Here is a 14022-nt window from a genome sequence, read left to right as displayed (position 1 = left end):
CTACCGATATCAGATTCCGACTACCAAATTGGTATCACAAACAAAATATGCCAGGCAGGCGAATCATGGGCGGCCTTCAGGCGTGAGCTTTGGTACCCTGATTCTGATTGGAATCAAGGGTTCTGTTCAGTCAAGTAGCAAGGGTTCAAAAGCAAATTGGACTCCCCCATGGATGTTTGAAGGCGACCGAGGTTCAGATTTTGGCGAAGGCGAAAGCCTCCTTCCCTCCGTGGCCAAAGATGCTAGACGCTGCCTTCAACGAACTGGATGACAAGCTGACAAACAGTTTCGTGAGTAGAAACTTTTGCAGAGCCATCCTAGATGTCGAGGAGGCAAATTACGCTAGCTTCATGGAGTCAGAAGCGAAAGCTTTTCCTGAACTTGTTGTCGCCTGGATGGACGCTTACGGGTCGCAAATCCAGAAGATGCACAGAGCTGCCCTCGTCGGGGCTATCGATGGAGAAGGGTCGCTTTCAAACACCCTCAAGGATGTCGTAAGAGAAGTGGTCAGGGACTCCTTCCCTCTAATCAGGCAGTTCCAAACTACTGTTGTACAGATGCGAAAGAAACGAGCGGGAGAGTCCTTCCAGGAAATCGTTCTTAGGCTCCTTAACCGAATCGATATCCCGTGCCAAAGGGCCAAAGGGGAGGTGGAGGCAGAACTTGGTCACACTGATCTGGTGGTCCCCGATGTCAAGACAGCTAGAGCCACTCCGGACAAAGCGATTTTCATGGCCTGCCAACATACTCTCGCCGAGAGGTGGTGGGCGAACGTCGGAATCGCCTCCGGAGGTAGAAGAGGATACATTCTGACAATCGACAAGAGACTCGGCGAGAAGAAGGCTAATAGGCTCAAGAAGCACAATCTCATTGTTTACGTCAGAGACGATGTCAAGGAGACAGACGCACTAAATCCTATGCCATGGGTAAGGAAGCTCTCAGATCTTCCGAGTGATCTCGGGGACTTCAAGCAAGAAGGCGTTAGATTGACCTTAGGACGATAATCGCTTCATTCATTATCAGGTCGCAAGGCTCCCATAACTTTGCATCTTTCCTACCTTGGGGTGTTCCAACATAAGGCATCCGTTTCTGATAGATGGTTCTTTCTCTGATTTCCAGGCACTCGAACTTCTTAGGCTTCCCGTTGATTGTCCAGCCAGCTTCGGCCAATTCCCTAGTTATTTGAATCGTGGGTATCTTCACCCCACGCATGGTTCTGTTGCCTATGATGATCACACACTTCCTCTCATCTTTCAGCACTCTCCGCATCTCCTTCAGGCCATCGTCGTAGTCCCTGAAGAATCGCGTTAGAACCACGCTTCTTTCAAGGTCACGGGCCCCCACCCTCTCTTTCACCTCTGTAAGCGAGGGTGATTTGCTCAGGACATTTGCCACGTCTCCGTCACCGCTGGTTTTGCCTCCAAGAGAGACCTTGTCAATGTCCTTCACTTTGTCGACGTCATATCCTAACCACAGAAGGGGATACTTCGAGAACTGCCCGTAGGCAACAGTGGTCGAGCTATCACCATATGGGGGGCTCGTGACAATTGTCCCCAGTGAGCCCGGCATTAGTCCCGTGTGCCTCGCGTCTTCTTTCAGAATGGTCGCTTTTCCTCTGATGCCCTTGATTGAGGGCATTCCGCGAATGGCCCTCGAGGCGGACGCAATGAAAATCTTCTGGACATTGGGGGCATAGGTCCTAAGATTCTTGTCTGATCGCCTGTAGAGCTTGAACTCTCTTGTTCTGATATTACTCGCTTTCCTGACAGTCAATGAAAAACAGACCTTGAAGAAGTCGCGGATCTCTTCGTCACGGGTCGCAAAAACTTCTCGCCTTAAAGCGTACAGGTCTTTGATTACATTTGGCTTGAACCAATAGTCGACATTGGGAATCTCCTCCTTGACCCGTGCGACTTCTTCCTCCGTCACTTTCGCGATTTCAAAGTTCTTCCTAATCCTCTCGAGGACGCTTTCAAGCCTGGGTGGTTCGATATAGTGACACTTTACACGCGTGAGAAGTTGTGCGAGTGGGTTGATATCTGACAGTACCACGTCATAGCCGAGCTTGAGAGCTTCGACCCCCACTGTCCCCGACCCGACGTAGAAATCGCCAAGCGGTTCGCCCGTTTGACCGTAGAGTTTGATTAGATCTCTAATCACCTGGGGGACCATTCGGGCGGGATAGATGTGAATACTGTGGATGCCCTCCTGGTCGTTCTCCTTCGCCATCGTCCAATCCTTCTCGTAGGACTCCGTGAGGGTAGTCTGTCCCTGTGACGTGCCGGTCATTAAGCCGACTCCTCTTCCTTCCCAAGCTCCTTCCGAATTGTGTCGTCAAGGAGCTCCGCCACGGAGGTCTTCCTCCGTATTGCTTCAATTTTGAACTCCCCCCAGAGATCCTCGTCAACCTTGATTGATGTGACCTTCTTCTGCCCCAAGTCCCCGCTCAACTTGGAATCCTGCAGTATATAATAAATCGTATATGACCAGGAACGTAGTAAAGTATCCGATAGTACCGCCCAGGTCTCCCCGAGTGACAGAAAGTCTTCGAAGGAAACCTTATACTGTGCCGTTCGTCATTCGTTGTTCGTAGGTCAATGCATTGTACGGGCTCAAAAAGAACTCCTTTCTTCTAGACCCAAAGAAGGACGGATCTGTTTTTCTCGTAAGAAGTTCGAATGCGAAGGACTACGTCAGGATGATCAAGGGAAAGCTGGCCATTGAGCGATCCCCTCACTACGTCTTCTATGGACTTCTTGGAATCGGTAAGACACAATTGCTTCGATTCATTGAATACAACCTACACGACGCATCATGCTTGTACGTCGAGACCCCTCCTCTCCACCGGCGTAGCACCTTCTTGGAACTGTACCGCTCTATTCTTGCGGCGTACGGCCGCGAAAAGGTGAAACAACTTCTCGACGAAGCTCTCGAGAGTGCCGGTGTAGGACTGGAATCTTGGACAGCAGACCACAAGGGAATAAACCTGAGCCTTGAATCGACGCTTGGGAAGGACTTGGCGAACGTGGTCCAGAAAGGGCTTGGTTCTTGGAACATGCTTTGGAGGTTCCTCAACGGAGAGAAGCTTACTAGAACAGAGGAAGACGACCTGGAAGTTTGGAATAACCCACTCGGTCCACAAGATCAGGTGTCTGTGCTTCAGGGCCTATTCTCTCTGCACCGTGAACTTCGCAGGAAACCCGTCATCCTGCTAATTGACGAGTTCGAACTTACAAGACCCTTGGTCGGAGACAGCTTGAATTCCTTCACTGAAGCAATCAGGGACCTTGTGGGAGAGGGCGGACCAATGGGCACGGTCTTTGCACTCACTGGCAGGACAATCGAGGAAGCTCCGTATGTCTTGACTAATGAGACAGTTCGAAGAAGGATTGGAGCTACTAACTTCATCACATTCGATGAGTACACGGAGGAGGAGCTCGGTTCATTCATCTACGAAGTGATTCGATACCGGCGAGAGTCGAACTTCGACGCAAAGGAAGCCGCCCTAAAGGCAAAAACCAAGACCAAGGATTCGATTACGGCTGCAAGTTATCCGTTCTCGGAGGAGGCAATTTCACTCATAATCAATAAGGTCAAGCTGCTCAAAGACCAGGGTCTAACTGTTGCACTTAGACCCAAGGAAGCGATGGAGCTGATGGATAATGTAATGTCTGTCGCCATTCTTGACCAAGCACCGGTACTCGATTCTGTTCTTGTAAAGAAGTCTATCTGACCGTGGAAGGCATGACTGTCGCCTTTATGCGTTATATCATCGAAACGGCGGGAAATCTCTCAAAGCTTCACACTGCGATAGAGGCCGTCTCAAAAAGTCCAGGAAACAAGGACTATGCTTGGGAACTATTCAGAGCATCAAGTTCACCCCCTGGAGGAAGGAGAGCACCTGAACCTCACTTCAGTCTAGCAAGGGAACTTGGTCTGATAGAAGAGAATTGGACGATATCAGTTGGAGCAGGACGGGCGTTTCTAAGACTGTGGCAAGATGAAAAGGGACCTCCGTTATACACAACTTTGGCCCTGCTGCTCCAAAGAGACAGGTCTTTCCTAGTACCATTCTTGAGAGGAATCTCAAGGTACAGCATTGTGCAGACAAAGGAAATCGGCGATAGCTCTGCACGAGCTTGGGAAGAGATGTGGCAACACGCGGGAGACGACCTTAGACTCATTGAGCCACCCGTTCCAAGGGAGCTCAGTCCTAGGACGCTTCTGCACAACGGACGTGCGAGATGGCGGTTGCTCAACGGACTGGGGCTCAAACCTCAGGAGAAACGAGGCTTTGCAGAGGCTTTCCATTCTTACTCGTTCAAGAGATTGCCAGTCGATTACTTCTCTACCATGGCGTTTTCTTTTACTGGCCGCCGCCCACTGCCTCTCCCCGAATCGACTCTTGCCAATTGGTTGAACGTCGCATTCGTCTCTCTCAAAGGAATCGAGTTCGCTTCCACCATCGGGGCACTCTATCTCATCAACGAGAAAATACTGCCCACATCGTATGTTACCCACGAGCAAATTGTCTCACTCGCCCGGAGGTCTGATGGGTTCGAAGTGCAACCTGCATATTCGAGCGAGGAATTCTTGTTCAAGGTGAGATGAAATGGTTCATTGGCAGATATTCATCGATGAATCAGGAGACCTAAGGCCACCGAAGGTCGTGGTCGGATTCCTTGCAATTCAATCAGGATTGGTCGCGGCCCTTAGTACGAAGTTGGACACCGTGGCTCGTGATCTAGGCAGGTCCTCGGCCGAATTGAAGTTCGCCAACTCAACAAAGGAGACCAAGACCCGGGTCCTGAACATAATCGTTGAAAAGGCACTCTTCACTGGATCGGTTTTCTATCATAGTGACAGGAATGTTGTCGACCCTTTAGAGAGGATTCTTCAAACTTCAGCCAGAGAGATTATCGCATCAACAATCCCCAACGTGAGCGATTCCAACACGCTCCAATTCGTTTGGGATGCAGGGGCAAGAAGACAATTGTTCGAGGATTTCAAGGCACGAATGCAGGCGTTCGAATCTGAAGCAGTGAAAATCAGGTCCGTGAGGCAGCAGGATTCTTCGTCCGATAGGTGTGTCCAAGCAGCGGACTTCGTTGCTGGGGCTGTACGTTCTAGGCTGGTCAATGATGAATACCTGTACTACAGGATTCTCGAGGCTAGGGGGCACAACAGCAGGACCAGGAAGGTCGACTAACCAGGGAACAGCTTTGGTAGCGCAATAGCCATATGCGGAGAGGACGCCTTAAACCGAGCAAGAGTAACACGGTATGCGTTGGAAGGGGTGCCGAAACGTATTGCGGAGGCACTGCGTCAGAAAGTGACGCTGAAGAGAGCTTGGTGTTTGTACGCCCTCGCTCTTCTCGTGTTCGGAATTACAAGCCCTCTCTGGCCCAGCTTCCTCCTGCTCACCTTGGGCACAACCACGATGACGATCCTTGCCCTATATCTCATCATGGTGACGAGCAACAGGGAGTTGCAAAGGAGCACCGAACGGCAAATCGAAGCGTTCGTCCGAACGCTGGAATCAGTGACCAGGGAACTAAAGGCTGTCTCTGAAGCCACCGTCAAATCTGTAGAGAGCCTCTCCAAGATAGAGCGGCATATGGCGAGCATGGCTGGAAAGACCGAGGAACTCCTGCTCCTACAGGAGAGAGACAAGGCCGAACACGTGGCTCTCCTCCGCCCGAAGTTCTTGGTAAATGTCAGGTCACGCCAGACGAAGGTATTCTGGAGGGATTACTATTTGGTGGCATGGAATGTAGGGGGTAATGCCAGCATTGAGGTCTCGTATAGGTTCCGAGAGGAATGGATGGTGATGAAACCCTTGGAGTTAGCCAGGAATCAGCATATCGAGTACAACTGCGGAAACACTGGTGGCTTCCGCGGCCTCCAAAATCTGGCAGTGCATATCAAAGCGAACGACGCTGAAGGGAGACTCTATGAGGGGTCTATCCAGGCAGGGTTCGAATCAAATCAGTATGCTGAGGTTCCTATGGTATTCCGGACGGAAGGCTGAATCCTTGAGGTGTTAACCGACAGACGGAATGTAGTGCGGAAATTCTATCAGAACTACTACGAAAGCAACAACCGCGACGACGAAGGGCGTCAGTTTCGCCACTTGATCCGCATAGTCTTGCCAAGTCATTCGTTCCAAGACTTGATTTGGATTCAAGGCAGTCGCAGAAGCGATAGTGCTTACGAATGACTCCGAGTCCTCTTTCTTCGCCGCGTACTGTAGCTTCAGTGCCAAGCCACGAATGTCGTTTCGGGGAATGAGTTCAAGTCGGACGATTGCCGCGTTAGAGATTCTGCTCCCCCTCAAAGCCCAAAGGGAGCTACTGAATGCTTCTACGGCGTCTTTTAGTGCTGTCCTCACATTCACGGTCTCATCGACCACTCCGGACAAGTTCACCCTAAGCAAGAACCAGTGCTTTGGGCTCCAAATCATGAAAGGCATGACAATCAATAGGAGGCCTCCTACATAGAAGATTGAGACGGCGTATGCATTCGCCGAGGCCGTCGAACTCGAGACTATTGCCGCATCCTCAGGGATGACAACGAGCAGGATCATCGCTATCGCCATTAGGATAACCCCCAATTTCATACCACTCAACCTTCCCAGCCTATGAAGGAGATCCGAGGCAATTTTCTCGCCAATCTCGACCTGTACACTGCTAGCAGAACGCAAGAGCAGGATCCCCTCCGCCAAAGGCTCGCCGAGCAAGACTACGACTGCCGCATAAAATGACACTAGACCGCCTCCTTTCCCGATTCCTAACAACAAAAGAGAACCGGCTGCGGTAGTTAGTAGAGGAGAAATCAGCATAATCAGTAGCAATCTGGGGGTCCGCCAGAAGAACGGGACTCTGGAACCACCTTCGGGGTCTTTCATCACCGAATCGCTACGTGGCTGATTTTTAAAGTGGGTATGAGACCATGACTCGGCTACTGAAGCATAGCCTATTTCACGCCAAAGGCAATACAGTTTGGTAGCACAATCCCTAAAGCAAGTCGACCGATGGCCCTACAGTTGGGCAAGCGGGCATCCCCGTCCCGCCGCAGGAGAATGTGGTATTGCGATCTTGGTGCGGCCGAGGCTTGCGTCAAGCGTCGGTTAATTGCCCGGCCCGATGACGTCTGGATCTATGACGTAGAAACCCCTGGCGGTCCAGAGGTCCGGATTGTCTGCGGAGATTGCCGTAGGCTCCAGAAAGAACAGCAAAGGGGTGACCAAGCGAAGCAGGTGGCCCACAAACGCGAAGTCGAGGCGGAACGTGCGACGGCTTCGTTGCCTGTGGAACCGACTATCTGCTACCTGAAGATGACGAGACCGTGCATGGAGAGGAAGTTCGAGGTCCCCGAGGGCGAGAGGTGGATCTACGCGGCAAGTCCCACTCTCCTGACTACCGTCTGCGGTGACTGCAGGCTCTGGTTCAAGGCACAACTTAGGGAGGTTCAGCCAAGGGCCTGGGCGTTCGAGAGAGAGAGTCACGACTTCGTAGGCTGAGGGTCTACTTGATGTATATTCGTTTGAGACGGAAGTACTCAGCCATGATTCTCAGGCGTTCCTTGATTGAGCTCGCATCGTTGGTCCCTTGGATTGACATTCGGTCGAATTCCAGCAAGTCGAAATCTGCCTTGGTAATGTCTGATTCTGCAAGCTCTCGGTTCTCCGCTACGAGTGTCTCGAAGCGGAGCAAGCCCTTCCTGCTGAGCTTCCCGAGCCTTTTCTGTTTTAGTGCGTACCTGAATAGGAGGTAGTAGATTGGAACGTCAGCCTGGGATCTTAAGAGCCTATCTCTGGTTGTAAAGTAGTCAAGCATCACATCCAAGATTTTCGTCACGTCTCTCACCAAATCAGTTGAACGCGGCCTCCTGACTTTTCCCTTATACGACTTGACAAACTGGTCGAGGTATAACTTCTTGGTGTCTATGACCTTGTTACGTCTCTGAATGGTATACTCGAGAAAGAGAAGCCTAATGGCAACCTCCAAGTGTTGATATCTTCTGTTGGTAATCCTGACTTTCCGTTCAAAGAACCTGTGAGTGGAGACTTTCTTTATTGCTTTGACCATGACGCCCCCCAGGGCGTTACGCTTCTCAGCAGAGCTTAGAGGCACTGCTTCGTTAAGCCTTGAAAACATCTCTTCTATGAGCTCGACGTCGTCGGTGTCGACTATCCAAACAGGAAGATTGAAACCGTCAAAGGCGACTTTCAGTTCTGGGTACTTCAAGGACATCTTGGCGTAAGACATCCCCTTGACCTTGAGCGAGGGGTTCGACCTGAACTTGAAGTCACTGGCTAGAGGAAATTCTCCATCAAGGAATTTCCAAATCGACTCCAGTCGCTGTTTACCATCAATTATGGCGTATGAAGCCGCCTTGCCAGAGGCAAGGATGCGGGGCTTGCTGAGCAAGTGGAAGTATATCTTTGGGACGTCGAAATTGTTCAAAATCGAGTCAATCAGCAACTGTCTCTTCTCGCGGGTCCAGATGTCACTATTTCGTTGGTATGGTGGGCTGACATCGATTGAATTACGTAGGTAGTTGATAGTCAGGATGGCGGAGTTTCCCATTGGGTATATCTTCAGATGAGCCAATTCTAGACCTCTTCTGCTATCGCCCTTCCGATACTCTCTAACTCGGGGAACATCTGGAATTGCGTTATCCCAAGAGTCCGAAGCTCTTTCATTATTTTCTTCTTGTACGATCCTGGAATTATAAAACGCCATACGTGCGTAGCGTCCCCCACTCTTTCAATAGGTGTCTTCCGAAGATGGTGAATAGTGTAGGTGCCCAGTTGAGCTTGCATGCGCTGATTGTTTCGAGGGGCGCTAATTGCGAGGGGAGGGAGTGCTCCCGGTTGAGTCTCAAACTCACTCGAAGGTGCGTATTGGTTCACGATTCCTGGGTCTTCTCCGAACGAAGGGAGGCTTGTGTCGATGTTGGTAAACGAACGACCTTCCTGCTTATTCAGGCTTATTGGAGACAAGACCCATATTGCCCCTGCCTTTCTTCGTCTTCTCGCCGCGAAGTAGGCTGCAACTAGAGGACTTTCCGTCCAATCCAGGAGGCGTGTTGGGACGGAATAATGTCTCATAACGAAAAGCCATTCGTATGGTCTGTCTGGGAGGCCATCAAGGAGCATAGTGGCGTTGAGTTTGAAGCGTTTCAGAAGGTCCATCTCGTTTATGCTCTTCTTCAGCCTATAGATTGATGGTTTCAAATTCCACTGGAGATCAGACTGGCCTCGATACCAGACCGGCCCTGAGAACGTCCTGCTATCGCTTTCAAGGTAAGATGTCAGATCATTCACCGACCTAATCGTTCTATCGGGAAATCGCAAGAGACCTGCCGTCTGTCATGTTTATGCTGAATTTATAGGGTTTCACTCTATTAAGCGGGTTGCCACGAAGGTGTAGTCGCGTCCGAAGTGTCTGGGATGAATAGGTTCGAATTCCAACTTGGATGTCCTAGAAACCTGAAATGATTGCATGCATCTGTCTTGGCGACTGAAAATCATTGCCACTGCTATGAATAAATCCTCGATTCCTCTTCTGACGCCTGCAATTTCCTCGCTTAGCCAAAAAAGCTATGGAACTAAGACGGCAGTAGCCTAGCCGGGTTACTTTCTTCACCCCCTAAGATGGCTCACTGGTAAACTGGGCATTAACCGAACTGCTCGGGTGCTGGCAAATTCCAACTAATTCTCTCTTTTCACTGTCGCTACCTCGACTTCAAGCTTCGCTATCCTGTCTGACGAATCAAGCCGCGTTTCGACTGCTGGCCGTCGGAGGCGCTGAATACCAAACGCCGAGGCACACGGGAGTCGAACGGGAACTCGCGTTATCCAAGCTGGAGTCATCTAGCCAAGTCGGAACGATTGTAACATTACGAGTTCTGACAACGGATTTGCTTTGCAGAGTCATCCCTTCCGTCTCGAACCATTGGCCACTCCATGGGGGCCGAACCGAGTCATCCTCTCGCCTTCTGGACCCCCCTAACCAGCAGCAGCCACTGGCTGGGCTATCAAACAGGTCCCGAGCCAGGCTGTTTTCCCTCCCCTGGCCCCACTGCGACCCCAGCCTCCAGCCTGACGCAGTCAATTTTAAATGAACGCAGCGCCCGCCAGAGACATGCAAGAATCGAAAGACCGAGCGGAGCAGGTCAAGGGAGTCCACGTCGTGCATGCGACCTGGTGCCCGCACTGCCACCCAACCACAGTCGAGCCTGCAAGGGATGCCGCGAACAGGCTAGGGCTTGACTTCCACGACTACGACATCGACAATCCTGACCAGGAGAAGATCGCAGACGACCTCGTCCGGAAGTACGGAGACTGGTCGGAGGACTATCTGATACCTCAGGTGTTCCTTGAGATGCAGGATGGGACTATCCGTCACGTCCTTACCGGCTACTCGGAAGGGGTGGAACTGACGAGGCGTGCCGTAGCCAACCTCCTGAACAGCCCCTACTTCCAGGGTGGAGCCACTGCAAAATAGCTCCGCGGACACGGCCCGGACGCTGCTCGCCACTGAGGCGAAGTGCTCCCACTGTGGCGGCAAGGCAGCCATGGAGTACGTCGAGGGAGGGACGATCGGCGTTCATGTCTGTCCCGGTAGGTATGTTTCGCGGATGATAAGGTACGGGAGGGAACCCGATGCCGGTCAGCTCAAGGGGTTCGTGCAGAAAGCGCTCCAGGGTACCCAGGAGGTAGTGGACGCGGACGTCAGGGTGGCAAAGCGCTATGCGTGGGACCTGGGCATCAAAAGCGAGAGAGACGACCTGGTCCTAACGGAGGCGTACTGGACGCAGAACTACAGGCGAGCCAAGAGCGAGGACCCTGACAGGGCGGCCCTCTTCATCTGTGCAAACGGGGATGCTTTCTACGTCCAGCGGATGACGGGCAGCGAGAGGTTCTGCCAACGCTGCCGGGGGAAGGCTGGTCAGGCGTAGTCCGACTACGGCGCCAGTTTCGAGATGAAGGGCCTCTAACGCCGTTCGTCTTCGCCAGGAACGCCTCGGCCGCCGCCGGGGGTGCAGCGGGAATGCATCCGGATTAGGGATTGCAGAGAAATACCGGTCGCGCGGATTTAGGGTATGAGCCAGAACGTGGAGCTTACCGAGAAGGCGTACAAGATGCTCCTCAACGCCAAGCGGCACGGGGAGTCCATCTCCGACGCCGTAGTGCGCAACCCTGACATCAGAAAGGCCAACCTCCAGAAGCGTGGAGAGATAGAGATAGTGACCATCGAGGGGAAGAAAGTGAAGGCAGGCATCGTCGAAGACCTGTGCCTCGGGACGGGGTTCTGCGCGGTCCTGGCGCCTGAGCACTTCTCCCTGGAACGGAGGCAGATCGGAAGCGAGCCCCTGGGGATCGCGGACGCAGATGAGACCCTCGTCGAGCTCGAGAGACTGAAGCGGGCGGCCGAGTCATGCCCGTGGAGGGCCATCTACCTTAGGGACTCCGAGACTGGGGACTACATCGTCAAGGGCGGCTAGGGGCACCGCGCCTCCCAGACCGTCCAGCGAGCACCGCTGAGCAAGGTTTAACTACTGACTCGGAAAACCGATATAGGATTACCGATATGTGGATGGACTGGACGAAACGCGCCCACAGGGGCCTCAGGACGTGGATCCTCATGATAGTTACCAAGCAGCCGATGAACGGTGCTGAGATCATGGATGCCATGGAGTCAGGGAGCAGGGGGTGGTGGAGGCCCTCGCCTGGTTCGGTGTACCCTATGCTCCAACAGATGGCCGAGGAGGGGCTGGTAAAGAAGCGCAAGACGGACAACAAGTATGAGATTACTCCGCAGGGGAGGGCCGAGGCGGACTGGCCCGCCAAGGCGAGCCGAATCGAGCCGAGATCCGTGGAGGGGACCCTCGGAGAGATCTCGAACAACCTTTCATATCTCGAAGACCTCGCCCAGTCGAAGGACGAGAAGCTCGCCGCCAGCGCCAAACAGATTAGGGAGCTCGCAACGAGGGTATCCAGGCTGGAGAAGAGCCTATGAGCCAGCAGACAATCGTCAAGGTAGAAGGTCTCTCGAAGTCCTTCGGGAGCCTGAAGGCGGTCGACGGCGTCTCTTTCGAGATATACGAGGGGGAGATATTCGGGTTCTTGGGACCCAATGGCGCAGGCAAGACCACCACAATCAGCATGCTCACCACTCTGCTCCGGGCGTCCGGGGGGACTGCGACCGTGGACGGCCTCGACATCCACAAGCATCCCAACGAGGTGAGGAGGAGGGTGGGGGTCGTCCCCCAGGAGTACACCGCGGATGAAGACCTGACGGGGCTGCAGAACATCATCCTCTGCGCGGACCTCTACGGGATACCAAGGAGCAACTCGAAGCCGCACGCCATGGAACTCCTCAGGCTCGTGGAGCTCGAGGACGCGGCTGACAGGAAGGTGAGCACCTACTCCGGCGGGATGAGGCGGAGGCTCGAGCTTGCGAGCGGTCTGATAAACTACCCGAAGCTCCTCTTCCTGGACGAGCCGACCCTGGGACTCGACGTTCAGACTAGGGCGGCAGTCTGGAAGTACATCAGGATGCTCAAGGAAGACTACCGGATGACGCTCTTCCTCACCACCCACTATCTCGAGGAAGCCGACTCCCTCTGCGACAGGATAGCCATCGTCGACCATGGCCACATCATAAAGATAGGGACCCCGGACGAGCTGAAGGCCAGCATCGGCGGAGACGTCATCGTGGTCGGGGTGGCTGAGGCGGGCCCGGACATCTCGGACGACATCAAGAAGATACCGCTGGTGAAGGACGTCAAGAAGACCGACCATGAATACAGGATAAAGTCGGAGGCAGGCGAGGAGTCCTCAATCAAGGTCATCGACCTGATCAGGTCAAAGGGACTGCACGTGACCAAGATATCGCTCACCAAGCCCACCCTGGACGAAGCCTACCTGGAGTTCACCGGGCGCAGCATCAGGGAGGAGGAAGCCGGCAAGATGGACGCGTTCAAGCAGAGGGTGACCATGATGAGGGCCCGCAGGTGACATGAAGGTGGCAGAGGACGTCCCGGCAAGGTCCACGGTCACGACGCAAGAGCAGGTGATAGAGGAGGAGCGGAAGGAACGGGAGATGGAAAGGTCGTTCCGGGCGGCTCCCAAGCTCAACAAGAGCCCCCTCCACGGCCTGTGGGCGCTTACCAACAGGGACCTGGTGAAGTGGTACAAGAACCCCATCCAGCTGATCATATCCCTGGTCCAGCCCGTGGTCTGGCTCGGCCTGTTTGGCCTCGCCTTCAATATCGGTAAGATCTTCACGAGCCTCCCGGGGGTGACACCGGCCGAAGCGAGCGCCCTCAACCTCGGCACCTTTGGCACCAGCAGCTACTTCTCTTACCTCGCCGCCGGGATGCTGGCCTTCATCATCCTGTTCACTGCGGCTTTCTCAGGTATGTCAGTGGTCTGGGACAGGAGATTCGGGTTCATGAACAAGGCGCTGAGCACCCCGGTCGGGCGGGGAGCCATCGTGGTCGCGAAGATCGCCCAGAGCACGGTGCGGTCCCTCATCCAGGCGGCGATAGTCCTCGTCATCGCGGTCGTCCTGGGAAGCGTGGGCGGGGTCCAGATGGACACCTCACACTTCAGCGTGCTCACCATAGGAGGGTCGTTCGTGATACTGTTCCTGATGTCCTTCGGGCTCTCTTCGCTTTTCGTCATGCTCGCTCTCAGGTCCAGCGACTGGCAGACTCAGATGGCCATAATCAACCTCCTCAACCTCCCTCTCCTCTTCGCCAGCAACGCCATGCTCCCGGTCGCCATAATGCCATCCTGGCTCCAGTCCGTGGTGAAATACAATCCCGTGAGCTACGCCGTTGACGGGGTGAGACAGATGCTGCTAGGCTCAGGGTCCGCTTCGGCAGCCGCCGCGGGGTACCATGTCCTGGCGCCTCTCTGGGTCGACTTCAGCGTCCTCGCCGGTTTCGCACTGGTCCTCTCGGCGCTTGGGATAGTCCTGTCCTGGCGGCTTCTGTCGAACTAAA

The 14022-nt window shown here is 53.7% G+C and carries 17 protein-coding genes; 12 read left to right on the top strand and 5 right to left on the bottom strand.

Annotated features, from left to right (window positions below; translation table 11 throughout):
* The first annotated feature begins 176 nt into the window (after positions 1 to 176).
* Positions 177 to 1004, top strand: a complete 828-nt coding sequence (locus tag JRN21_05980; protein ID MDG6988860.1) for a hypothetical protein — start codon at positions 177 to 179, stop codon at positions 1002 to 1004.
* On the opposite strand, the gene JRN21_05975 is transcribed toward JRN21_05980, so the two are convergent.
* Positions 982 to 2289, bottom strand: coding sequence for a hypothetical protein (locus JRN21_05975; GenBank protein MDG6988859.1), 1308 nt, complete (start codon positions 2287 to 2289; stop codon positions 982 to 984). The two genes, JRN21_05980 and JRN21_05975, sit on opposite strands and share 23 nt — an antisense overlap.
* Positions 2289 to 2450: a hypothetical protein gene (locus JRN21_05970; protein ID MDG6988858.1), complete on the bottom strand. Its 162-nt coding sequence runs from the start codon at positions 2448 to 2450 to the stop codon at positions 2289 to 2291. The genes JRN21_05975 and JRN21_05970 overlap by 1 nt, the downstream gene beginning before the upstream one ends.
* 152 nt (positions 2451 to 2602) lie before the next feature.
* Between JRN21_05970 and JRN21_05965 the strand changes: the two genes are divergently transcribed.
* The 4 genes from JRN21_05965 (at position 2603) to JRN21_05950 (ending at position 6031) form a co-directional block, all read left to right on the top strand.
* Positions 2603 to 3733: a hypothetical protein gene (locus JRN21_05965; protein MDG6988857.1), complete on the top strand. Its 1131-nt coding sequence runs from the start codon at positions 2603 to 2605 to the stop codon at positions 3731 to 3733.
* Between the two features lie 2 nt (positions 3734 to 3735).
* Complete coding sequence (locus JRN21_05960; GenBank protein MDG6988856.1) at positions 3736 to 4611, top strand: hypothetical protein; 876 nt, start codon at positions 3736 to 3738, stop codon at positions 4609 to 4611.
* Position 4612: 1 nt separating this feature from the next.
* A complete protein-coding gene (locus tag JRN21_05955; GenBank protein MDG6988855.1) occupies positions 4613 to 5209 on the top strand; it encodes a DUF3800 domain-containing protein in 597 nt (198 codons plus the stop codon).
* 78 nt (positions 5210 to 5287) lie between these two features.
* A complete protein-coding gene (locus JRN21_05950; protein ID MDG6988854.1) occupies positions 5288 to 6031 on the top strand; it encodes a hypothetical protein in 744 nt (247 codons plus the stop codon).
* A gap of 12 nt (positions 6032 to 6043) precedes the next feature.
* Here the strand turns inward: JRN21_05950 and JRN21_05945 are convergent, their stop codons facing one another.
* Entirely contained in the window at positions 6044 to 6907 is an 864-nt protein-coding gene (locus JRN21_05945; GenBank protein ID MDG6988853.1) for a hypothetical protein, read from the bottom strand.
* Between the two features lie 351 nt (positions 6908 to 7258).
* On the opposite strand from JRN21_05945, the gene JRN21_05940 reads away from it, so the two are divergent.
* Positions 7259 to 7522, top strand: coding sequence for a hypothetical protein (locus JRN21_05940; GenBank protein MDG6988852.1), 264 nt, complete (start codon positions 7259 to 7261; stop codon positions 7520 to 7522).
* A gap of 4 nt (positions 7523 to 7526) precedes the next feature.
* On the opposite strand, the gene JRN21_05935 is transcribed toward JRN21_05940, so the two are convergent.
* Both JRN21_05935 and JRN21_05930 read right to left on the bottom strand, forming a co-directional pair.
* A complete protein-coding gene (locus JRN21_05935) occupies positions 7527 to 8615 on the bottom strand; it encodes a DUF262 domain-containing protein (GenBank protein ID MDG6988851.1) in 1089 nt (362 codons plus the stop codon).
* A 2-nt stretch (positions 8616 to 8617) separates the two neighbouring features.
* Positions 8618 to 9331, bottom strand: coding sequence for an FRG domain-containing protein (locus JRN21_05930; protein MDG6988850.1), 714 nt, complete (start codon positions 9329 to 9331; stop codon positions 8618 to 8620).
* Between the two features lie 820 nt (positions 9332 to 10151).
* On the opposite strand from JRN21_05930, the gene JRN21_05925 reads away from it, so the two are divergent.
* The 6 genes from JRN21_05925 (at position 10152) to JRN21_05900 (ending at position 14021) form a co-directional block, all read left to right on the top strand.
* Entirely contained in the window at positions 10152 to 10514 is a 363-nt protein-coding gene (locus JRN21_05925; protein ID MDG6988849.1) for a hypothetical protein, read from the top strand.
* Positions 10515 to 10584: 70 nt separating this feature from the next.
* Entirely contained in the window at positions 10585 to 10968 is a 384-nt protein-coding gene (locus JRN21_05920) for a hypothetical protein (protein ID MDG6988848.1), read from the top strand.
* Between the two features lie 183 nt (positions 10969 to 11151).
* Positions 11152 to 11514 (top strand): ferredoxin, encoded by a 363-nt coding sequence (locus JRN21_05915; protein ID MDG6988847.1) that lies wholly within the window; start codon positions 11152 to 11154, stop codon positions 11512 to 11514.
* An 86-nt stretch (positions 11515 to 11600) separates the two neighbouring features.
* Positions 11601 to 12029, top strand: a complete 429-nt coding sequence (locus JRN21_05910) for a PadR family transcriptional regulator (protein ID MDG6988846.1) — start codon at positions 11601 to 11603, stop codon at positions 12027 to 12029.
* Positions 12026 to 13030 (top strand): ATP-binding cassette domain-containing protein, encoded by a 1005-nt coding sequence (locus JRN21_05905; protein MDG6988845.1) that lies wholly within the window; start codon positions 12026 to 12028, stop codon positions 13028 to 13030. Before JRN21_05910 ends, JRN21_05905 begins: the two co-directional genes overlap by 4 nt.
* Positions 13031 to 13115: 85 nt before the next feature.
* Complete coding sequence (locus JRN21_05900; GenBank protein MDG6988844.1) at positions 13116 to 14021, top strand: ABC transporter permease; 906 nt, start codon at positions 13116 to 13118, stop codon at positions 14019 to 14021.
* Position 14022: the final 1 nt, after the last annotated feature.

This window comes from Nitrososphaerota archaeon (assembly GCA_029785825.1).
Lineage (GTDB): Archaea > Thermoproteota > Nitrososphaeria > Nitrososphaerales > Gagatemarchaeaceae > UBA183.
Note: the sequence above shows the minus strand (reverse complement) of the source record. Positions and strands in the feature narration are given on the sequence as shown.

Bases quoted from the DNA above. Each gene is read 5' to 3' on its own strand.
- JRN21_05975 (MDG6988859.1), bottom strand. From the start codon at position 2,289: ATGACCGGCACGTCACAGGGACAGACTACCCTCACGGAGTCCTACGAG.
- JRN21_05955 (MDG6988855.1), top strand. From the start codon at position 4,613: ATGGTTCATTGGCAGATATTCATCGATGAATCAGGAGACCTAAGGCCA.
- JRN21_05945 (MDG6988853.1), bottom strand. From the start codon at position 6,907: ATGAAAGACCCCGAAGGTGGTTCCAGAGTCCCGTTCTTCTGGCGGACC.
- JRN21_05925 (MDG6988849.1), top strand. From the start codon at position 10,152: ATGCAAGAATCGAAAGACCGAGCGGAGCAGGTCAAGGGAGTCCACGTC.
- JRN21_05920 (MDG6988848.1), top strand. From the start codon at position 10,585: ATGGAGTACGTCGAGGGAGGGACGATCGGCGTTCATGTCTGTCCCGGT.
- JRN21_05915 (MDG6988847.1), top strand. From the start codon at position 11,152: ATGCTCCTCAACGCCAAGCGGCACGGGGAGTCCATCTCCGACGCCGTA.
- JRN21_05910 (MDG6988846.1), top strand. From the start codon at position 11,601: ATGTGGATGGACTGGACGAAACGCGCCCACAGGGGCCTCAGGACGTGG.
- JRN21_05905 (MDG6988845.1), top strand. From the start codon at position 12,026: ATGAGCCAGCAGACAATCGTCAAGGTAGAAGGTCTCTCGAAGTCCTTC.
- JRN21_05900 (MDG6988844.1), top strand. From the start codon at position 13,116: ATGGAAAGGTCGTTCCGGGCGGCTCCCAAGCTCAACAAGAGCCCCCTC.